The following is a 21,434-nucleotide window of genomic DNA, read 5'->3' on the forward strand; positions in this document are numbered from 1 at the left end:
CCCCCTGTTTGCTCCGTACCATCCCCGGATAGAGGTACCTTCAACCGAATTTGGTACGGAGTTGGTACGGACCGGATATTGCCCAACTCCAGCCTTGGTTCCTTTTCGGGCACGGAAAGGAAGCCATTAATTCCACTAATGGAGGGATATTATAAATAAAGCTGCCCCCAAAAGGAAGCAGCTTCATTATTTATATCAAGTATTTATAATTACCATTTATAATTAATACCAAAACTCAGAATTTCATTCACCTGGAAGTGACTATCTCCAGTAGTCGGCTTGCTACTGTCATCATAACGTGCATGTACATACAATTTTGTAGAAAGATAACGGTTCAATATGAAATTGATCGTATTCTCCCATTCTACACGAGTCCATTCGTAGCTGGTCAGATAATTCAGACGGGAATTCAATACGATGGAAGGAATGATGGTCCACTCCAATGTGGGTTGTATTTGCGAACCCCAGTTGTGACGTACACACTTGCCTTCCTCCAAACCGAAGTCCACCTCATTCACATCTTTATTGCCTATATAACGCATCGTCCAAGTCAACGGAGCCATAAAAACAGACAGACTAAACTTTTTCTTCTTCAACTTGTAGTCCATACCGACACTGGTGGATAAATCCGCCGGAGCAAAGAAAGCTGAAACTAACTTTTCGCTGTTCGCCTTATAACCATGGCAGAACTGGGTTTTAAATTCTGTTGAAATGGTATAGTACCAATTAGAAGCTGCCTGAATACCCATTTTACTATACAAGCGTAGCAGGTCAGTGTTTACCAGATAATCGTGATACTTGTCCGAAGGAGTGGAACCAAAACCTAACTTGGCCTCCAACATATTTTCCCACTGCACTTTCTCGCGATCATTATAATTAGCAAACAATTGCAGATTCGCCAAAAAAGAGTTTGTACTTTCACCACCTTTATACCAGTTGTCAGAAATATAGTTTTGAGTAATCTGCAAAGAACCACTTCCACCCGTCACCCACCAATTGGGCTTATGGATCACAACCTCTGCATCCTCTTTTACATTGGCCATATCTTCCTGGACAAATAATTTCAGGACAGAAGGTTTAGATGAAACTTCTTTTTCAATATTATCCGTGAAACTTTTCACCTGCATTAATTCATCTTCCCATGCCACAATCTTAGGCGGATTCTCATTAGCATAAAGATATAACAGCGCACGGTCCACCACTTCATTGGCACGTTTCTTCGAAGTAAAAGGAGCTTCATCAAACAACAATGGTTCCTTTACAGAAGTTTTTGCTGTATCAAAAGGCTGGAATTTCCATTTCAATATTGAAATGCTCTCCATGGGAGAATTATAATAAGTCAACGGGATAAACAAGCGGTAATAATCAGGATTGTCCGCAATGTAACGCTCCGGAGTGGAAGGATCATTCAGGTAATTTAATACTCCCAAATGTTTTTCATAGGATATGGAAACTGTATCCAATTCTGGGGTAGCACTTCCCGGCTTCAACTTTAAAACAAAATATTGCTTCATTAAGTCCGATAAAGTATCCGCTTGTACTACAGCCGTTTTTTCACCGGTTTTTAATACAGGCTTCACCGAATTCTGCGCCATAGCCGACGAAGAAAAAAGCACAGCGATTGCCCATAAAGATAAAAATTTATTCTTCATAACGCCCTAAAATCTATGTTTTGAGCGCAAAATTAAATTAAAATGTTTAGAAAACATAGAAATAGAGAAAGAAAAAGAAAACATGCTTTTTTTATAATTGTTTCGCCGAAACTTTATGTACTTCCTCTTTTTTTTGTAATTTTGCGCTTTTTAAGTCTCACGTGTAGACAGATAGATACACAAATGTGTACATCGCACCAAAACAAAACAATAATATTAAAAACAGTATAGCTGTGGGAGAAACAAAGTATATTTTCGTCACCGGTGGCGTTGCCTCATCTTTAGGTAAAGGTATCATCGCCTCATCCATTGGTAAATTGCTACAAGCAAGAGGTTACAAAGTAACCATTCAAAAGTTTGACCCGTATATCAATATTGACCCGGGTACTTTAAACCCCTACGAACACGGAGAATGTTATGTGACTGTAGACGGACATGAAGCTGACCTTGACTTAGGCCACTACGAACGTTTTCTTGGCATCCAGACTACAAAAGCCAATAACATCACAACCGGACGCATCTATAAAAGCGTTATCGATAAAGAACGCCGTGGTGATTATTTAGGTAAGACCATTCAAGTCATTCCTCATATCACGGACGAAATCAAACGAAACGTAAAGTTGCTGGGTAACAAATATAAATTCGATTTTGTAATTACAGAAATCGGCGGTACGGTGGGCGACATCGAATCCTTGCCATATCTGGAAAGTATCCGTCAGTTGAAGTGGGAACTGGGACGTGACGCATTGTGTGTACATCTTACTTATGTGCCTTACCTCACAGCCGCCGGTGAATTGAAAACCAAACCGACACAACACTCCGTAAAGGAATTGCAGAGTGCAGGTATCCAACCGGATATATTGGTTTTGCGCACGGAACACGAATTGAGTAGCAACGTACGCAAGAAAGTTGCTTTGTTCTGTAATGTGGATGAAAACGCAGTAGTACAGAGCATCGATGCTCCTACCATCTACGAAGTTCCCATCCTGATGCAGGCTCAGAAACTGGATGAAACAATATTGAAGAAAATGGGATTGCCCGTAGGCGACACACCGGGACTGGGTCCGTGGCGTGCTTTTCTTGAACGCCGTCATAAAGCGGAAAATACAGAACCGCTGCACATCGCACTAGTTGGCAAATATGATTTGCAGGATGCATACAAATCCATCCGTGAAGCCCTGTCACAAGCCGGTACGTACAATGACTGTAAGGTATCTGTAGACTTCGTGAACAGTGAAAAGCTCACGGAAGAAAATGTAGCGGAAGCATTGAAAGGCATGGCAGGTATATTGATTGGCCCGGGATTCGGCGAACGTGGTGTTGCCGGTAAGTTCGTAGCTATCAAATATGCACGCACGCATGATATTCCGACTTTCGGTATCTGCCTGGGAATGCAATGCATTGCTATCGAATTTGCACGCAACGTACTGGGATATACTGATGCTGACTCACGCGAAATGAATGAGAAAACTCCGCATAATGTGATTGACATCATGGAAGAGCAGAAATCCATCACCAATATGGGTGGAACGATGCGTCTGGGAGCTTACGAATGTATTTTGCAAAAAGGCAGCAAGGCATACGAGGCATACGGAACAGAACACATCCAGGAACGCCACCGCCATCGCTATGAATTCAATAACCAGTATAAAACGGAGTATGAAGCAGCCGGCATGAAATGTGTAGGTATCAACCCGGAATCGGACTTGGTGGAAATCGTAGAAATACCGGAACTGAAGTGGTTTGTCGGAACTCAATTCCATCCGGAATACAGCAGTACGGTATTGAATCCCCATCCGTTGTTCGTGGCTTTCATTAAAGCATCTATCGAAAGTTTCGAGGAAAAGGAAAAAGCAAAGAAATAAGATTATTTCAATAATTATAAAATTGTAAACTAGAAATTATTCATGGATAAAAACACCATTACAGGTCTTGTTTTAATAGCAATTTTGTTAGTCGGCTTCAGTTTTCTGAGTCGCCCCAGCAAAGAGCAATTGGAGGCACAGCAGCGTTATTATGATTCCATTGCGCTGGTACAGCAACGTGAAGAAGCACTGAAAGCCAAAGCGGATGCAGCATTGGCAAATGAAAAAGATGTAGAAACTGTGGATTCTACTTCACTCTTCTTCAATGCTCTCCAAGGAACAGATTCGCTGATTACTATTCAGAACGACGTGGCTGAGTTGACCCTCAGCACCAAAGGCGGTTCCATATTCTCCGCTGTATTGAAAGAGTATATGGAGCAGGACAAGAAGACTCCTGTAACCTTATTCACCGGAAACGATGTTTCCATGAATTTCCTTTTCTATAATAAAAAGGAAACAATACAGACTAAGGACTATTACTTCACCACTGTGAACCGTACGGACAGCACTGTAACGATGCGTCTGTCTGCTGACAGTGCAAGTTTTATAGACTTCAAGTATGCATTGCATCCCAACACTTACCTGGTGGACTTCAGCATCGAAGCTAAAGGCATGGCAGATAAGTTGGCAGCAAGTAATAACTATGTAGACATCGAATGGGCACAACGCGCCCGTCAGATCGAAAAGGGTTATGTATACGAAAACCGTCTGTCTGAACTGACTTACAAGTTCATGGGTAATGGTACAGATTATTTATCAGCCAATAAAGATGATGAAAAAGAAGTACCGGAACGTCTGGACTGGATTGCTTTCAAGAATCAGTTCTTCTCTTCAGTATTTATTGCAGACACCGACTTTGAAAAAACGAAGTTAGTATCTAAAATGGAGAGAGAAGGCAGTGGATACATCAAGGACTACTCTGCTGAAATGAGTACGAGCTTTGACCCGACAGGCAAACAGCCTACACAGATGTTCTTTTACTTCGGCCCGAACCATTACAAGACGCTGACTGCACTGGACAAGGGACGCGAAGAGAAATGGGAACTGAACCGCCTGGTTTATTTAGGTTGGCCGTTGATCCGCTGGATCAACAAATGGTTTACTATTAATATCTTTGACTGGTTGTCCGGTTGGGGTCTGAGCATGGGTATCGTATTGTTACTGATGACATTGATTGTAAAAGCAGTCGTATTCCCCGCTACCTGGAAAACGTATATATCTTCTGCCAAGATGCGCGTGTTGAAACCGAAAATAGACGAAATCAACAAGAAATACCCCAAGCAGGAAGATGCGATGAAGAAGCAACAGGAGGTAATGGGAATGTACAGCCAGTATGGTGTGAGTCCGATGGGTGGTTGTTTGCCGATGTTGGTACAATTTCCCGTTCTGATTGCGCTGTTCATGTTCGTGCCAAGTGCTATCGAATTGCGTCAACAGAGCTTCTTATGGGCTGATGACCTTTCAACGTATGATGCTTTCATCAACTTCCCGTTCAATATCCCGTTTCTGGGCAGTCACCTCAGTTTGTTCTGCTTACTGATGACCGTTGTGAATATTCTGAACTCCAAGTTCATGATGCAACAACAGGATACCGGAGCAAACCCGCAGATGGCAGCGATGAAGTGGATGACCTATCTCATGCCGATTATGATGTTGTTTATCTTGAACAGCTATCCTTCAGGTTTGAACTATTACTACTTCATATCGACATTGATTAGTGTGGTGACTACTCTCATTCTGCGCAAGACTACGAATGAAGAGAAACTTCTTGCCCAATTGGAAGCCCGAAAGAAAGATCCGAAGAAAGCTAAGAAAACCGGCTTTGCCGCTCGCCTGGAGGCAATGCAGAAACAACAGGAACAGTTGATGAAAGAGAGACAGAATAAAAAGTAAGTCTCCGTTTTTCATCACTTGATAATAAAAGCCGGGCAATTGATGTAATTGTCCGGCTTTCTTTCTCTTATAACAACTATAACTATAATTTAAATGAAAACTAAATACACCAACAAACAGATTTGGATGATAGCCTATCCGATCCTTATCAGCCTGCTGATGGAACAAATGATAGGTATGACAGACACCGCCTTTCTAGGACGGGTAGGCGAAGTAGAACTAGGAGCATCAGCCATTGCAGGTGTTTTCTATATGGTAATCTTTATGGCAGCTTTCGGCTTCAGCATCGGAGCACAGATACTGATAGCACGGCGAAACGGTGAAAAACAGTACCGGGAAATTGGTGACCTTTTCTATCAGGGAATTTACTTCCAGATAGGATTGGCAACAATCATGTTCCTGCTCTCCTACTTCCTGTCGCCGATTATACTAAAGCGTATCGTTGCCTCCGAACACATTTATGAAGCAGCTATTAGCTACCTGAACTGGCGTGTCTTCGGAGCTTTCTTCTCATTCAGTGCAGTCATATTCCGTGCTTTCTTTCTGGGAACTACACAAACAAAAACCCTGACCCTGAACTCAATAGTTATGGTATTGAGCAACGTAGTGTTCAACTATATATTGATTTTTGGAAAGTTCGGTTTCCCAGCCCTCGGTATTGCAGGTGCAGCCATTGGCTCATCGCTTGCAGAATTAGTTTCATTGGCATTTTTCATCCTCTATACCCGTAGTCGCATCGATTGCCGCAAGTATGGACTGGATCGTATTCCTAAGTTCCGTCCGGAAGTATTAAAACGGATGTTAAACATCTCTTTCTGGACAATGATACAGAATGTTATTTCTTTGTCCACTTGGTTTTTATTCTTCCTCTATGTAGAGCACCTGGGAGAGCGGTCGCTTGCCGTTACAAACATTGTCCGGAGTGTATCCGGTATACTGTTTATGGTAATGATGGCATTTGCCTCGACATGCGGTTCACTAGTCAGCAACCTAATAGGTGCCGGCGAGAAAGATTGTGTAGAAGGGACCATCCGGCAACATATACGTCTTGCATATATATTTGTCTTACCATTGGCATTGCTCTTCGTACTATTCCCCAAATTGATACTGGGCATCTACACCGATATGACCGATTTACAGGATGCAGCCGTACACTCACTTTGGGTGATGTGTTCTGCATATTTATTTCTCGTACCTGCCAATGTATATTTCCAGTCAGTTTCCGGAACTGGAAATACACGCACAGCACTGGTAATGGAACTAGCCACACTGGTGATCTATGTGGCCTATATTACTTACACCATTCTTTACCTTAAGTTGGATGTAGCCCTATGCTGGACATCAGAAATGGTGTATTCCATCTTTATTCTACTATTTTGCTGGCGGTATATTAAACGAGGACAATGGCAGAAGAAACGCATATAATTTGTATATTTGTCGCAAAATAACTGTAACGAACAACCTATATGAAACAAGTAAACTTATTGCTTATGTCAGCAGCTATGACATTGGCTGCCTGCGGCGGGACAAAAGACGCAGGGCAAGCCGGAGTACCACTTATCGAGCGGTCGAACATCAAGATTGAAGGCAAGCGCATGACTCCCGAAGCTCTCTGGGCTATGGGGCGTATCGGCGGTGTAGCCGTATCTCCCGATGAAAAGCAGATTGCTTACACGGTAGCTTACTACAGTGTACCGGAGAACAAGAGCAACCGTGAAGTCTTTGTGATGAACACAGATGGAACAGGCAACCAACAAATCACCCGTACTCCTTGGCAGGAGAACGAAGTAAACTGGATAAAAGGCGGTACTAAACTGGCGTTCCTTTCTAATGAAAGTGGCAGCAGTCAGTTGTGGGAAATGAATCCTGATGGCAGCGGACGCAAGCAATTGACGCAATATGATGGTGATATCGAAGGTTATTCTTTCTCTCCCGACGGCAAGAAGTTGCTTTTCATTGCACAAGTGAAAACTAAACCAAGTACCGCGGATAAGTATCCTGATCTGCCTAAAGCAACGGGGATCATCGTTACCGACCTGATGTACAAACACTGGGATGAATGGGTAACCGGTGCTCCACATCCTTTTGTAGCCGATTTTGATGGAAACAGTATCAGTAATATAAAAGATATACTGGAAGGGAAACCTTACGAAAGCCCGATGAGACCTTGGGGTGGCATCGAGCAACTGGCATGGAGTCCTGCCGGAGACAAGGTAGCATATACTTGCCGTAAAAAGACCGGTCTGGCTTATGCCATCTCCACCAACTCGGATATTTACATCTATGACCTTGCAACTAAGAAGACAGACAATATCACCGAAGAAAACAAAGGTTACGACACGAATCCTCAATACTCTCCCGATGGTAAATACATTGCCTGGCAGAGCATGGAACGTGACGGTTATGAAGCAGACTTAAACCGCCTCTTCATTATGAATCTGGAAACAGGTGAGAAACGTTTCGTCAGCAAGGAATTTGAATCGAATGTAGACGGTTTCTTATGGAATAAAGACTCTAAAAGTATTTATTTCATCGGTGTCTGGCATGGTGAAACACAGATTTATAATGTAGACCTTGCTGCCAATGATAAGATTACACAATTGACAGACGGCATGTATGACTATGCTTCCCTTGCCCTTGCAGGAGATAAGGTAATCGCTTTACGCCATTCAATGAGTATGGGTGATGAAATCTATGCCGTATCTGCCACCCGCAACGGTGATGCTTTTGCCGAAGCAAAGCAACTGACCTTCGAAAACAAGCAGATTTACGACCAATTGGAAATGGGTAAGGTTGAAGCTCGCTGGATGAAGACTACAGACGGCAAACAGATGCTGACATGGGTAATCTATCCGCCACAGTTTGACCCGAATAAGAAATACCCCACCCTCCTGTTCTGTGAAGGTGGTCCGCAAAGCCCCGTAAGCCAGTTCTGGAGTTATCGCTGGAACTTCCAGATTATGGCTGCCAACGATTATATCATCGTAGCTCCCAACCGCCGCGGTCTTCCGGGTTTCGGAGTAGAATGGAATGAGGCTATCAGTGGAGATTACGGCGGTCAATGTATGAAGGATTATTTCACAGCGATTGATGAAATGGCGAAAGAACCGTTTGTAGACAAAGACTGTCTCGGTTGTGTAGGCGCCAGCTTCGGCGGCTTCTCCGTTTACTGGCTTGCCGGACATCATGACAAGCGATTCAAAGCATTCATCGCACATGATGGTATCTTCAACATGGAAATGCAATATCTGGAAACTGAAGAAAAATGGTTTGCCAACTGGGATATGGGTGGCGCATACTGGGAAAAACAGAATCCGGTGGCTCAACGCACATTCGCCAACTCTCCACACCAGTTTGTAGACAAATGGGATACGCCTATCCTTTGTATTCACGGTGAAAAGGATTACCGCATTCTTGCCAACCAGGCAATGGCTGCTTTTGATGCTGCCGTAATGCGTGGTGTTCCTGCCGAACTGCTGATCTATCCGGACGAGAACCACTGGGTATTGAAACCTCAGAATGGTATTCTCTGGCAGCGCACATTCTTCGAATGGCTGGACGAATGGCTGAAATAAAAGATAAAAGCAATTAATAATTATTCTGAAAACAGTCCATCTATCCGTTGTAAATAGATGGACTGTTTTTTATCTATGAAGTAATTCTTGTAATTCCCTGCATAGTCGCTGTTTCACCTCTTCCATCGGCATCTCCCGTTTCAGCTCCTGCTGAAGTGAGGTCACTCCTTTATCCACAAATCCGCAAGGATGGATATAACTGAAATAACGTAAATCCGTATTCACATTCAGTGCCAGCCCGTGCATGGTGACAAAGTGGCTGCTACGCACACCAATGGCACATATCTTACGGGCACGTGGCGTATCCCCTTCCAGCCAGACTCCTGTGGCTTTCTCCAATCTTCCGGCAATGATTCCATAAGAGGCACACACACGGATGACTGCTTCCTCCAGCAAATGCACATACTCCTTCAGTCCCAATGAGAATTCTTCAAGATTCAGGATAGGATAACATACCAGCTGTCCCGGACCGTGATAGGTAATATCTCCGCCACGGTCAATATGATAGAGCGTGGCTCCAATCTTCTGAAGCTGTTCTTCACTCAGCAACATATTTGCCTCTTTACCGCTACGCCCTAAAGTATAAACGTGCGGATGTTCACACAAAATAATGTGATTTTCATACTCCTCCCCCGCCTGCTTGGCGCGAACAAGAGTATCAAACCACTCAGTCTGCCGGGTCCATGCATCGGCATACGGAATAATATTCCAGTCTGTAACATTCAGTTTCATGCCGACAAAGTTAAGATTTTAGGGATAAAATCGTATATTTGCCGACAGCAAAATGAAAAAAGATGAAACATAACTTCCCACAAGTAGATTTGCCGGTCGAAATGCTGGCATGGAGAGATGTTACAGAAGATATTCTGAATCTCTATCGCCAGTCGTGCCGATTAAAGGCTTGTATTTTTGCATTATGTACCGAAGGAACCATTAAGGCATCTATCAACCTGATGGAATACGAGATAAAGAAGAATGATTTGATTATCCTAATGCCGGGCACTATCATACAACTCAATGAACAAAAAGAAAAAGTGCGGCTTTGTTTCGTAGGCTTCTCCGCTCATTGTGTCAACGGCATCAACCTGCTGCAAGCTACTATGGGGTCATTCTCCAAAATATGGGACAACCCTATTATCAATGTCAACGATACTGTAGCCTCTTATTTTATAGATTATTTCGCACTACTGACGCGTATATCCATTGCACACCCCACCAGCACAGCTATGGGACAAAGTGTACTTCACAGCATTTTGCTTGGGATAAATACTCTCTATGCCCGTCGTCCGCAAAACATTCTTGCCAAAAGCCGTAAAGAGGAAATTTGCCATAAGTTTGTACAACTGGTTATCGAGAACTATATGACCGAACGTCGTGCCCAGTTCTATGCCGACAAATTAGGAATTTCATTGCAGCACCTCAGTACCACTGTAAAACAAGTAACTGGAAGGAACGTGCTTGATATCATTTCACATGTAGTCATCATCGACGTCAAGGCACGGTTGAAATCTACAGATATGACTATCCAGGAGATAGCCTATTCACTGAACTTCCCCAGTGCCTCTTTCTTTGGAAAGTACTTCAAGAGGCACATGGGAATGAGTCCGTTGGAATATAGAAATAGTTAGTACCTCAGTCGAAGGCTATTCAATACCACCGATACACTGGAGAACGCCATAGCCGCACTTGCCAGCATAGGGTTCAGCAATAATCCATTGATGGGGTAAAGCAGTCCTGCTGCAATAGGAATACCTATCAGGTTGTAGATAAATGCCCAAAACAGATTCTGATGAATCAAACGTACAGTTTGCCGGGAGAGGTTGAACGCTTTCGGCAATAGTAACAGGTCCGAAGTCATAAGGGTTACCATTGCTACATCCATAGCAATATCAGTTCCTTTACCCATGGCAATGCTGACATCGGCACAAGCCAAAGCCTGTGAGTCATTGATTCCATCGCCTACCATCGCCACCGTCTTTCCTTGAAGCTGGAGCTGACGGACAAACTCTTCCTTATCATCCGGCATAGCATCAGAAATGTATTGGATATTGCCCAAGCGTGCGGCAACAGAAGACGCAGTGCGTTCTCCGTCTCCCGTCAGCATATATACATCGATACCCTGAGTACGAAGTTCGCGGACAGCCTCGACGGATGTAGCTTTTATCTGGTCCTTGATAGCTACAATGGCAAGCAGCTCATTCTTACGTCCGAAATAAATGATACTGCAACTATCCGATTCATACTGTGCCAGCATCTCTCCCAATACATCAGTAAGAGCGGCATGATAATCTTTCAATAGTTTATGACTACCAGCCCAATACTCAGTACCCTGATAAGAAACTTTAATCCCTTTTCCGGTAATACTTTCAAAGCTGTCCAAAGCTGCCGGTTCGATATGCTCCTGTTCTTGCAGGGCAGTCACAATAGCAGCTGCCAACGGATGTTCGGATTTAAGTTCGGCAGCCAGAAGAACATCTTTATAGTGCTCCTCCTGCGGCTGTGCCCATAACCATCCGGTAACAGTGGGATGCCCTTCAGTCAATGTGCCGGTCTTATCCAACACCACCACATTCACCTTTCGCATCTGTTCCAGTGCCACAGCATCTTTTATCAGGATATGATGATCGGCAGCTTTACCAATACCTACCATCAAAGCCGTAGGCGTAGCCAACCCCAATGCACAGGGACAAGCAATCACCAATACGGAAACCGCTGATAACATGGCATGGGAAAGCATATCTACACCACCGAAGAACATCCAAATAAAGAATGTCAGTACGGACAAGCCCAATACCACAGGGACAAAGATACCTGTCACCTTATCCACGATACGTTGTACGGGAGCTTTACTGCCCTGTGCTTCCTGCACCATACGGATGATACGCGCCAGCACCGTTTCACTACCGACTTTCTCGGCGCGAATAATGAATGAACCTTTCTGATTGATGGTTCCAGCCAATACGTGCGAACCGGCCTTCTTTTCTACCGGGATAGGTTCACCGCTGATCATACTTTCATCGACATAAGAATCTCCTTCAGTTAAAAAGCCGTCAACGGGAATTTGCTCACCGGGACGTACGCTGACCAGGTCGTCAATTCTCAGCTGTTCCAAAGGAATATCCTCTTCCTTACCGTTGCGCACCACACGGGCTATCTTGGGCTGTAATCCCATCAGCTTGCGGATGGCGGTAGAGGTGTTACCTTTAGCACGCTCTTCCATCAGCTTACCAGTCAGTACGAAAGCGATAATAACCACAGCAGCTTCATAATAAACATGAGGTTCCAAGCCACGGCTATACCAGAAATCGGGGAAGAAGGTATTAAAAACACTGAACAAAAAAGCAATGGATGTACTCAGTGCAACCAAGGTATCCATATTACTGCGTCCCAAACGAGCCTGTTTCCAGGCACCGGTATAGAACGGTGTACCGAACAACACCAGTACTGGAATAGCCAATACCATCTGTATTTCGTTGGAATAAGGTACATGCATAAAGACCATGGAAAGCAACAGCAGAGGAATAGCAAATAGCCACGCGCCTATCACCCGCCCTTTCAGGCGACGGTAACGCTTCTGTTGTTCTTCCTCCTGGCGCTCTTCGACATGATCTTCTTCAATAATGAGGTCATAGCCCGCAGCCAGTACGGCAGCACGAATTTCTCCGGGTGTCAGCTTATCCATCTCGTATGAGACAGACAGTGTATTGGAAGCGAAGTTGACCGAAGCATCCGTAATGCCCACCAACTTGCGAACAGTCTTTTCTACGTTATTGGCGCATCCCGCACAATGCATGTTCAGTACGGGAAACGTCTGTTTCTTTAAATTAGCCATATATATTGTTTTTATGATTTATCAAAATTAGCTGATAATTGTACAAGAATGGGAGGAATGATAATATAACAGGCTGAAAGGCTTATATGCCTATTGCAAATTATCATTCAGCCCATACTCATACAGTAAGTAACAATCTCTACAGGCCGTTTGTTCGACTACTTCTTATCCTCTTGCTTCGACTCCTTAACGAACTCAGCTTCGTAGTTGAACTTTTTGAAACCAGCTTTCAGTTTGTCTACATTTGTCTTTTCAGCATCGTAGGTAATAGACACAGTTTTTGTTTTCAAGTCTGTAGAGAAATCTTTTACTCCTTTCTCAAATTTAATGTTGTTTTTCACCTTCCGTTCACAGTTTTCGCAATGCATCTGTGAAACTTTAAAAACAGCGGTACGGATATCTTTTGCCATCACTGCTGTTACACTCAATAAAGCTACTACGAGAGCAGCCATCATTCTTCTTGTTTTCATAAATATCTCCTTAGTTATTGGTTAATATTATTTTAGTTACGAGCTACAAGCTACTAGTTTCTTGCCAGATTAAACCTCAACCCGATATATGCCTTAGCACCATGCATCGGTCCCCACACCATGGTAGCATCGAAGTTCTCTCCCCATGGATTAGAGGCATCGATTATCGGATTCTTCTGCTTAAAGTTAGTCAGGTTTTCACCACCAACATAAATAGACCAGCGACGGAAATAACGCGTTACCTGGGCACTAAGTTGCTGGAAGCTGCCATAACGACGTTCCCACGAAAGACTGCCGTCAGCGAGTTCGTAAGGATCGGGCATCCTTCCACCCCCATTCAACTGAAGGGTAGCATCAAACTGCCATAGTCCCAGAGGTGTCTGATAGGAAGCTGTCAATAAACCCTTATACTTTCCGGTAAGTGGTTTCTCCATTAGTTTACCATTGTAGGTGGTCTTCGCGTCTGTCAGACGGTAGGCTGCCGTAAGGTTGAAACCTTTGAAAAACGGATAACTTGCCTCTACCTGGAACACATGTGAATAAGAACGTCCATCCAGATTATAAAAGGCCACTTCATGCGGATTGCTATCCATATCCACAACCACCTGTTTCAGAAAATCCGTATAGTAATACTCGGCATTCACATTCAACGTCTTACCAAAAACAGGAATGTAAGCAGACACACTCGCTCCGTAATTCCACGCTTCCTCCTGATCCAGATGAGGGGCAATCTTCATTTTACGGCTGCTTGCCAGGAGATAGTTATTCTCCGCCAATACATGATTGGTACGGTATCCCTTACCGGCAGACAAACGAAAATGCAGATACTCATTCGGATTATACTTGACGTGTGCACGCGGTGTAACAAAGAAACCATATTCGCTGCTGTAATCTCCCCGAATACCACCCATCAACATCAACTGATCATTCAGATTGAATGTATACTGGACATACGCTCCCGGAACAGACTCCTTCACAAATTTCTTCGTCAATCCGTCTTCTACCTGGTTTGTCAGCCGGTAATGCTGATCGAAACCATCATAATTGAAACTCAATCCCGTGGATAGACTATGCTGTTTGCTGAACTCCGTTTCAAAAAGCAACGAAGCATAGAAATTGCTTTGGTCCACATCATACAGTTTACGTCCGTAAGTGGCATCCTGATTATGCAAGGTTCCTTGCAGAATCAAGGCAAGATTCGTATTCTTTTCTTTATCGAAAATATAAGCATTCTTGGTGAAGGCTTCGTAACGGTTTGTCTGGATGCCTATTTCGTATAGATCATGAGTAGCTGTCTGCCCATGAGCAGTCTGACCACTGTTACGGGTTTCATGCAAAGCCTTTATACCTGCCTGAAATACATAATGATCGCCCATATACGCCCATCGGTTCCAGAAGTTATACTGCTCCACACGCGGAATATCCACAAAACCATCATCATTGGAGTCGTGAGATTTCGTCTCATTTTCATAATGCGCCAGCAAAGAAGTACTCCAGCGCTTCGAAAGCTTCACCGTAGCATCCGCATTAGCTTCATACCGGTTTGTACTGCTGGCAAAAAGATTTGCCGACACCCAATCCGCTTCCGGCAACTGAGGCTTCTTGAACTCCACATTAATTTGTCCGGTTATAGACTCATAGCCATTCTTCACGGATGAACTTCCTTTACTGACCTGTATACTCTGCATCCATGGTCCTGGTACATATCCTAATCCATAAGGAGCGGCTGCTCCACGGAAATTCGGAATATTCTCAGTCATCATCTGTACATAGGTGCCGGAGAGCCCCAATAGTTTAATCTGTTTGGCTCCCGTAGCAGCATCCGAATAGCTTACATCGACAGAAGGGTTTGTCACAAAACTCTCGCCCAGGTTACAGCAGGCTGCACGTGTCAGTTCGGCACTGCTGATCATATCTTCGTTCATCACACTGGAGCGCAACTTCATGGTACCCATTTTACGGGTTACAATGTTCACTTCACCTAATTCCACTCCTTCACGAAGCACAATCTCAAGTTGCTGATTGCCCTTATCCACATGTACCGTATCATTTTCAAATCCGATAAAGCTAACTACAAGCAGATGGCTGCGGGCAGGTTTATGAATAGAGAAGTTACCATCTTCATTAGTGGTCGCTCCTTCGGTTGTATTTATCCAGAAAACATTTGCACCTGGAATGGGTTCTCCGGCAGTGTCTTTTACAACACCCGTCACTTGCGCCTGCAAGTTCAAGGTTATGGAGAGAAAAAGAAAAATATATAAAAATCTCATTATTCTTAAAATTCTATTAGTTCTTGCAATCATTTTAAATGACCTGCACTGTATTCTCCCCCTATCCGGTCCGTACTTGCTCCGTGTCTATACGCTTGGACTTGGTACGGAGTTGGTACGGACTTGATACGGACTTGGTATGGTTAGGGCACAGTGCCTACCCCATTTGAAAGAAATGGAAGTCTCTCAAACGTACAGGAGCGGATTCACTCCGTAATAAGGGAATTCTAAATGATGAGAACAGAATAAAGAGCCAGATACTGCCTCGAACTGTCAGGATGCGGAGGTACATTATAGGGTACCTCTTCCACATCACCTGTAGGCAAGGAGTACTGGAAATCCGGCAATGCTTCACAGAGAAGTTGAATAACAGGTACGGCTATAACAGGGCTTTCGCACGAATACTTCACGAGGTTTACCTTATAAAAGGTAGCCGTACAGCCTTCATCCTTGCAAGATTTTTCCGGACTATGATGAGATTTGTGGCATTTAGCACAGCCATTGGTGCAACATGCCTGCTCTGTGGCGCAACGTGCACAACAATAGTGGACAATAGAAACTCCGGCCCCTGCATACACAACCGTCAGGGACAATAATATTGCCAATATGTAGCGAAGTCTCTTCATATCTGAAACAAAGATAGGCAGATAAAAGCATTTATGCCTATTATTTTTTCATTTTTTATATGTTCTATTCGTTTATATGTCCTATATTTGTCGATAGCGAACTGAAACCAGAATGTTGAATTTAACGAAGAAAGTCCAAATGAAAAAGCAATATGTCAGCCTACTTGTCATTCTACTTGCGGCAAGTGGCTTTTTATTTTCTTGTGGTAACACCATGAACAAAAACGCAGGTGCGTTGGAGTTCGACAGTATACAGGTAAACGAGACTGCACACCTGTTCGGAGATACTGCAAAGCCCGGATGTAACATTACCATCAACTTTGCCTATGCCAGTAAATCATCCGACGAGAAACTGAAAGACAGTCTCAACACCTATTTCCTCTCTGCCTGCTTCGGCGACAAGTACATGACGATGACACCCGAAGAGGCTGTAAAAGCTTATAAAGAAACCTATATCCAGGATTATCTGAAAGATCTGGAACCTATGTATGCCAAAGATGAAGCGGAAAAAGAAGATTCAGCATCCATAAGTGCCTGGTACTCCTATTACAAAGGTGTAGAAGGCCATGTACAATATTACAAAAAGAATCTGCTGGTTTACCGCATCGATTACAACGAGTTTACCGGAGGCGCCCATGGCATTTATATGTCCACTTTCCTCAATATGGACTTGCGTACTTTGAGTCCGATACGTCTGGACGATATTTTTGTAGGAGAATATCAGGAAGCACTCACTGACTTGCTATGGAACCAACTCATGGCAGATAACAAGGCCACTACACGCCAGGAAGTAGAAGAAATGGGATATACAAGCACTGGAGACCTGGAACCAACCGAGAACTTCTACCTGAGCGAAAAAGGAATCACTTTCTATTATAATATTTATGAAATCGCTCCCTATGTGATGGGACCGGTAGAAATCACTCTGCCTTATGAAATCATGTCGCATTTACTGAGCGATGAAAAAGAGGTGTTAATTATGAATTCTTAATTATCAAATATTAATTCTATGCAGATTCATAATTCCAGCTCGCAATTAATAATTAATAGTTTATATTTTATATTTAAATAAACATGGAAATCATTCTAAAGTACTTCCCGGACCTCACAGAGACGCAGAAGCAGCAATTCGCGTCCCTCTATGACCTCTATACGGACTGGAATGCTAAAATAAACGTCATATCACGCAAAGACATCGAGAATCTGTACGAACATCATGTACTCCATTCACTGGGTATAGCCAAGGTTACACGCTTCGTACCCGGTACCCATATCATGGATCTGGGAACAGGAGGAGGCTTTCCCGGTATTCCTCTTGCCATCTTATTTCCCGAAGTGAAATTCCACCTTGTAGACAGTATTGGAAAGAAAGTGCGCGTAGCAACGGAGGTAGCCAACAGTATCGGACTAAAAAATGTCACTTTCCGCCATGCCCGGGCTGAGGAGGAAAAGCAGTTATTCGATTTCGTTGTAAGTCGTGCTGTAATGCCGCTTGCCGATCTACTGAAAATCATTCGTAAGAATATCACTCCCAAACAACAGAATGCTTTGCCCAACGGACTGATCTGTCTGAAAGGCGGCGAGCTGGCCAATGAGACTATGCCTTTCAAGAACAAGACTGTGATGTACGATCTGAAAGATTATTTCGAGGAGGAATTCTTTGAAACGAAAAAAGTGGTTTATGTAGCGCCTTAATCACAGAAATAATGACTAACATATACCTATCATGAAAATAAAAAGGTTTGAATTTAATATGTTCCCCGTGAACTGTTACGTTCTGTGGGACGACACCCTTGAAGCTACCGTGATAGACCCCGGTTGCTATTATGAGGAGGAAAAACAAGCGTTGAAGAACTTCATTATCAAGAACGGTTTGAACGTAAAACATCTCCTCAACACACACCTGCATCTGGATCATATCTTTGGAAATGCTTTCATGGTTAAAGAATTCGGTCTGCAAGTAGAAGCTAATAAGGCCGATGAATTCTGGATTGATGAAGCTCCGAAACAAAGCCGTATGTTTGGCTTTCACTGGAACGAACTGCCTGCACCAATAGGGCACTATTTACATGATGGAGACATCATCAGTTTTGGAAATACAACACTGGAGGCTATTCACGTACCGGGACACTCACCGGGAAGCCTTGTTTATTACTGCGCTGCAGATCACTGCATGTTCTCCGGAGATGTACTCTTCCAAGGTAGCATCGGTCGTGCCGACCTCACCGGCGGCAACTTCGACGAACTGAAAGAACATATTTGCAGCCGCCTGTTCGTATTGCCCAATGAGACAATAGTCTATCCCGGACATGGTGCTCCGACTACTATCGGCATTGAAAAGGCAGAAAATCCATTCTTCAGATAAACTTAAAAAAACAGATACTACCATGAAAAGCGACCTATTAGCTTGCCGCCACATCGGCATTAGCGAGAAAGATGAAGAGAAAATGCTCCGGAAAATTGGAGTCGGCAGTTTGGATGAGTTGATAGATAAAACCATTCCTGCCAACATTCGGCTGAAAGAGCCATTAGCACTCCCCGAACCCATGACAGAATATGAGTTCGGCCAACACATCACCCGATTAGCGTGCAAAAACAAACTTTACACTACGTATATCGGCCTCGGCTGGTATAATACCATCACCCCCGCCGTTATCCAACGGAATGTATTTGAGAATCCCGTATGGTATACCTCCTATACTCCCTACCAGACAGAAGTTTCACAGGGACGCCTCGAAGCGTTGATGAACTTCCAGACAGCAGTCTGCGACCTAACAGGTATGCCTCTTGCCAACTGTTCCCTGCTGGATGAAGCAACAGCTGCGGCCGAAGCCGTCAGTATGATGTATGCCCTGCGTCCGCGCGATATGCAGAAATCCGGTGCAAACGTTGTGTTTGTGGACGAAAAGATTTTTCCACAAATATTGGCAGTAATGACCACACGCGCCATCCCGCAAGGTATCCAGATACGCACAGGTAAATATTCCGAGATGGAAATGACGCCGGACATTTTTGCCTGCATACTGCAATATCCCAATGCAAGTGGAAATGTGGAAGATTACCGCACCTTTGTAGAGAAAGCTCACGCTGCCAACTGCAAAGTGGCTGTAGCCGCCGATATTTTGAGTCTTGCCCTACTCACACCTCCGGGAGAATGGGGAGCTGACATTGTATTCGGTACTACGCAGCGTCTCGGCACACCAATGTTCTACGGTGGACCGTCTGCCGGTTATTTTGCTACACGTGACGAGTACAAGCGTAACATTCCGGGACGTATCATTGGCTGGTCAAAAGACAAATACGGAAAGTTGTGTTATCGTATGGCCTTGCAAACCCGTGAGCAACATATCAAACGTGAAAAAGCCACTTCAAATATCTGTACCGCACAAGCGTTGCTGGCAACGATGGCAGGTTTCTATGCCGTATATCATGGACCGGAAGGCATTCGCACTATCGCCGAACGCATTCACAGCATTGCGGCATATCTCGAAAAGAACATCAACAAGCTGGGATACAAACAAGTGAACGAGCAATACTTCGACACCCTACGTTTTGCATTGCCTGATACTGTATCTGCACAACAGATACGTACCATTGCCTTGAGTAAAGAAGTTAACTTGCGCTATTTCCACAATGGAGATGTAGGTATGAGTATCGATGAAACAACAGATGTATCTGCTGCCAACATCCTGCTCTCCATTTTTGCCATTGCCGCCGGTAAGGATTGGACAAAAGCAGAAGATATTCCCGTAAACAGTACTATCAGCAAGGCTCTGAAACGTCAGAGTTCTTATCTGACCCATGAAGTGTTCAATAAATATCACACAGAAACGGAAATGATGCGTTATATCAAACGCCTCGATCGCAAGGATATTTCCCTTGCCCACTCCATGATTTCCCTGGGTTCCTGCACCATGAAGCTGAACGCTGCGGCGGAAATGCTGCCCCTCAGTCGTCCGGAATTCATGTGCATGCATCCGCTTGTTCCCGAGGACCAGGCAGAGGGCTACCGTGAATTGATAAACAATCTCAGTGAAGAATTGAAAGTCATCACAGGCTTTGCAGGCGTCAGTCTGCAACCGAATTCCGGTGCGGCAGGTGAATATACAGGGCTTCGCGTTATCCGCGCTTATCTGGAAAACATCGGTCAGGGGCACCGCAATAAAATATTGATTCCCGCTTCAGCCCATGGCACCAATCCGGCATCTGCCATCCAAGCCGGTTTTACTACTGTGACTTGTGCTTGCGACGCACAGGGTAATGTGGACATGGATGATCTTCGTGCCAAGGCGGAAGAAAACAAAGACGACCTTGCCGCACTGATGATTACCTATCCTTCTACTCACGGTATTTTTGAAACAGAAATCGTAGAAATCTGCCGCATCATCCATGAATGCGGAGCACAGGTATATATGGACGGCGCCAACATGAATGCGCAAGTAGGTCTGACAAATCCCGGCTTTATTGGCGCCGACGTTTGCCACCTGAACCTGCACAAGACATTTGCTTCGCCTCATGGTGGCGGTGGTCCGGGCGTAGGTCCTATCTGCGTTGCAGAACATCTCGTCCCATTCTTGCCAGGACATCCGCTGTTCGGCAATCCTGCCAATACTGTATCTGCCGCCCCATTCGGTAGCGCCGGTATTTTGCCTATCACTTACGGATATATCCGTATGATGGGTACGGAAGGATTGACACGTGCTACCAAAATCGCTATTCTCAGCGCTAATTATCTGGCAGCCTGTCTGAAAGATACGTATGGTATCGTATATCGTGGCGCTATGGGTTTCGTAGGCCATGAGATGATATTGGAATGCCGTAAGGTTCACGAAGAAACAGGTATCAGCGAGAATGACATTGCCAAACGATTGATGGATTATGGGTATCATGCTCCTACCCTCTCCTTCCCTGTTCACGGTACACTGATGATAGAGCCTACGGAAAGCGAAAGCCTCAGCGAGCTGGATAATTTCATTAATGTAATGTTAAACATCTGGGAAGAAATTCAGGAAGTGAAAGAAGGCAAAGCAGATAAGGAAGACAATGTTCTGATAAACGCTCCGCACCCCGAATATGAAGTGGTTGCCAACAACTGGGAACACAGCTATACTCGGGAAAAGGCGGTTTATCCGATAGAAAGTGTACGCGAAAACAAATTCTGGATAAACGTAGCGCGTGTGGATAACACGCTGGGCGACCGTAAGCTGTTGCCGACGTGCTACGGATGCTTTGAATAAACTCTCTTGGTGTA

15 protein-coding genes are annotated in these 21,434 nt (G+C 44.3%); 9 read left to right on the top strand and 6 right to left on the bottom strand.

Going from position 1 to position 21,434, the window contains the following annotated elements; all coding sequences use genetic code 11:
- Window positions 1–209 precede the first annotated feature (209 nt).
- A complete protein-coding gene (locus DW182_RS13865) occupies window positions 210–1,652 on the bottom strand; it encodes a DUF3078 domain-containing protein (protein WP_118295886.1) in 1,443 nt (480 codons plus the stop codon).
- A 233-nt stretch (window positions 1,653–1,885) separates the two neighbouring features.
- Here DW182_RS13865 and DW182_RS13870 point away from each other — a divergent pair, with 233 nt between their 5' ends.
- The 4 genes from DW182_RS13870 (at window position 1,886) to DW182_RS13885 (ending at window position 8,985) form a co-directional block, all read left to right on the top strand.
- Window positions 1,886–3,517: a CTP synthase gene (locus DW182_RS13870; RefSeq protein WP_115501825.1), complete on the top strand. Its 1,632-nt coding sequence runs from the start codon at window positions 1,886–1,888 to the stop codon at window positions 3,515–3,517.
- Window positions 3,518–3,559: 42 nt separating this feature from the next.
- On the top strand, window positions 3,560–5,410 hold the full coding sequence (yidC, locus tag DW182_RS13875) for a membrane protein insertase YidC (protein ID WP_044534463.1): 1,851 nt from the start codon (window positions 3,560–3,562) through the stop codon (window positions 5,408–5,410).
- A gap of 93 nt (window positions 5,411–5,503) precedes the next feature.
- Window positions 5,504–6,835, top strand: a complete 1,332-nt coding sequence (locus DW182_RS13880; RefSeq protein ID WP_117692119.1) for an MATE family efflux transporter — start codon at window positions 5,504–5,506, stop codon at window positions 6,833–6,835.
- A gap of 41 nt (window positions 6,836–6,876) precedes the next feature.
- On the top strand, window positions 6,877–8,985 hold the full coding sequence (locus DW182_RS13885) for a S9 family peptidase (protein ID WP_117692121.1): 2,109 nt from the start codon (window positions 6,877–6,879) through the stop codon (window positions 8,983–8,985).
- Window positions 8,986–9,054: 69 nt separating this feature from the next.
- Here DW182_RS13885 and lipB read toward each other — a convergent pair whose 3' ends face one another.
- On the bottom strand, window positions 9,055–9,717 hold the full coding sequence (gene lipB / locus DW182_RS13890; protein ID WP_118295887.1) for a lipoyl(octanoyl) transferase LipB: 663 nt from the start codon (window positions 9,715–9,717) through the stop codon (window positions 9,055–9,057).
- Between the two features lie 62 nt (window positions 9,718–9,779).
- On the opposite strand from lipB, the gene DW182_RS13895 reads away from it, so the two are divergent.
- Window positions 9,780–10,613 carry a helix-turn-helix domain-containing protein gene (locus tag DW182_RS13895; RefSeq protein ID WP_117692125.1) on the top strand — a complete coding sequence of 278 codons (834 nt, stop codon included), beginning with the start codon at window positions 9,780–9,782 and terminating at the stop codon, window positions 10,611–10,613.
- Here DW182_RS13895 and DW182_RS13900 read toward each other — a convergent pair.
- The 4 genes from DW182_RS13900 to DW182_RS13915 all read right to left on the bottom strand — a co-directional run bounded on the left by DW182_RS13900 (window position 10,610) and on the right by DW182_RS13915 (window position 16,183).
- Window positions 10,610–12,817 (bottom strand): heavy metal translocating P-type ATPase, encoded by a 2,208-nt coding sequence (locus DW182_RS13900; protein WP_118295888.1) that lies wholly within the window; start codon window positions 12,815–12,817, stop codon window positions 10,610–10,612. The genes DW182_RS13895 and DW182_RS13900 overlap by 4 nt on opposite strands.
- A 158-nt stretch (window positions 12,818–12,975) precedes the next feature.
- Window positions 12,976–13,287, bottom strand: a complete 312-nt coding sequence (locus tag DW182_RS13905; RefSeq protein WP_044534475.1) for a heavy-metal-associated domain-containing protein — start codon at window positions 13,285–13,287, stop codon at window positions 12,976–12,978.
- 53 nt (window positions 13,288–13,340) lie between these two features.
- Window positions 13,341–15,557, bottom strand: coding sequence for a TonB-dependent receptor (locus DW182_RS13910; protein ID WP_118295889.1), 2,217 nt, complete (start codon window positions 15,555–15,557; stop codon window positions 13,341–13,343).
- Window positions 15,558–15,784: 227 nt separating this feature from the next.
- Complete coding sequence (locus tag DW182_RS13915; RefSeq protein WP_118295890.1) at window positions 15,785–16,183, bottom strand: hypothetical protein; 399 nt, start codon at window positions 16,181–16,183, stop codon at window positions 15,785–15,787.
- A gap of 139 nt (window positions 16,184–16,322) precedes the next feature.
- Between DW182_RS13915 and DW182_RS13920 the strand changes: the two genes are divergently transcribed.
- The 4 genes from DW182_RS13920 (at window position 16,323) to gcvP (ending at window position 21,420) form a co-directional block, all read left to right on the top strand.
- Window positions 16,323–17,174 carry a DUF3298 and DUF4163 domain-containing protein gene (locus DW182_RS13920; protein ID WP_118295925.1) on the top strand — a complete coding sequence of 284 codons (852 nt, stop codon included), beginning with the start codon at window positions 16,323–16,325 and terminating at the stop codon, window positions 17,172–17,174.
- Window positions 17,175–17,257: 83 nt separating this feature from the next.
- Window positions 17,258–17,878 (top strand): 16S rRNA (guanine(527)-N(7))-methyltransferase RsmG, encoded by a 621-nt coding sequence (gene rsmG / locus DW182_RS13925; RefSeq protein WP_007663315.1) that lies wholly within the window; start codon window positions 17,258–17,260, stop codon window positions 17,876–17,878.
- Between the two features lie 31 nt (window positions 17,879–17,909).
- The gene (locus DW182_RS13930) at window positions 17,910–18,548 is read left to right on the top strand and encodes an MBL fold metallo-hydrolase (RefSeq protein ID WP_044533096.1); all 639 of its coding nucleotides are present in this window, start codon (window positions 17,910–17,912) and stop codon (window positions 18,546–18,548) included.
- 22 nt (window positions 18,549–18,570) lie between these two features.
- Complete coding sequence (gene gcvP / locus DW182_RS13935; RefSeq protein WP_118295891.1) at window positions 18,571–21,420, top strand: aminomethyl-transferring glycine dehydrogenase; 2,850 nt, start codon at window positions 18,571–18,573, stop codon at window positions 21,418–21,420.
- The last annotated feature ends 14 nt before the right edge of the window (window positions 21,421–21,434 follow it).

The sequence above is a fragment of the Bacteroides sp. AM16-24 genome, assembly GCF_003471885.1.
In the GTDB taxonomy this organism is placed as follows: Bacteria; Bacteroidota; Bacteroidia; order Bacteroidales; family Bacteroidaceae; genus Bacteroides.

Coding starts and splice junctions, on each gene's coding strand:
- DW182_RS13900 (WP_118295888.1), bottom strand. CDS start 12,817: ATGGCTAATTTAAAGAAACAGACGTTTCCCGTACTGAACATGCATTGT.
- gcvP (WP_118295891.1), top strand. CDS start 18,571: ATGAAAAGCGACCTATTAGCTTGCCGCCACATCGGCATTAGCGAGAAA.
- DW182_RS13920 (WP_118295925.1), top strand. CDS start 16,323: ATGAAAAAGCAATATGTCAGCCTACTTGTCATTCTACTTGCGGCAAGT.
- DW182_RS13885 (WP_117692121.1), top strand. CDS start 6,877: ATGAAACAAGTAAACTTATTGCTTATGTCAGCAGCTATGACATTGGCT.
- DW182_RS13905 (WP_044534475.1), bottom strand. CDS start 13,287: ATGAAAACAAGAAGAATGATGGCTGCTCTCGTAGTAGCTTTATTGAGT.
- DW182_RS13865 (WP_118295886.1), bottom strand. CDS start 1,652: ATGAAGAATAAATTTTTATCTTTATGGGCAATCGCTGTGCTTTTTTCT.
- DW182_RS13930 (WP_044533096.1), top strand. CDS start 17,910: ATGAAAATAAAAAGGTTTGAATTTAATATGTTCCCCGTGAACTGTTAC.
- DW182_RS13910 (WP_118295889.1), bottom strand. CDS start 15,557: ATGAGATTTTTATATATTTTTCTTTTTCTCTCCATAACCTTGAACTTG.
- rsmG (WP_007663315.1), top strand. CDS start 17,258: ATGGAAATCATTCTAAAGTACTTCCCGGACCTCACAGAGACGCAGAAG.
- lipB (WP_118295887.1), bottom strand. CDS start 9,717: ATGAAACTGAATGTTACAGACTGGAATATTATTCCGTATGCCGATGCA.
- yidC (WP_044534463.1), top strand. CDS start 3,560: ATGGATAAAAACACCATTACAGGTCTTGTTTTAATAGCAATTTTGTTA.
- DW182_RS13915 (WP_118295890.1), bottom strand. CDS start 16,183: ATGAAGAGACTTCGCTACATATTGGCAATATTATTGTCCCTGACGGTT.
- DW182_RS13880 (WP_117692119.1), top strand. CDS start 5,504: ATGAAAACTAAATACACCAACAAACAGATTTGGATGATAGCCTATCCG.
- DW182_RS13895 (WP_117692125.1), top strand. CDS start 9,780: ATGAAACATAACTTCCCACAAGTAGATTTGCCGGTCGAAATGCTGGCA.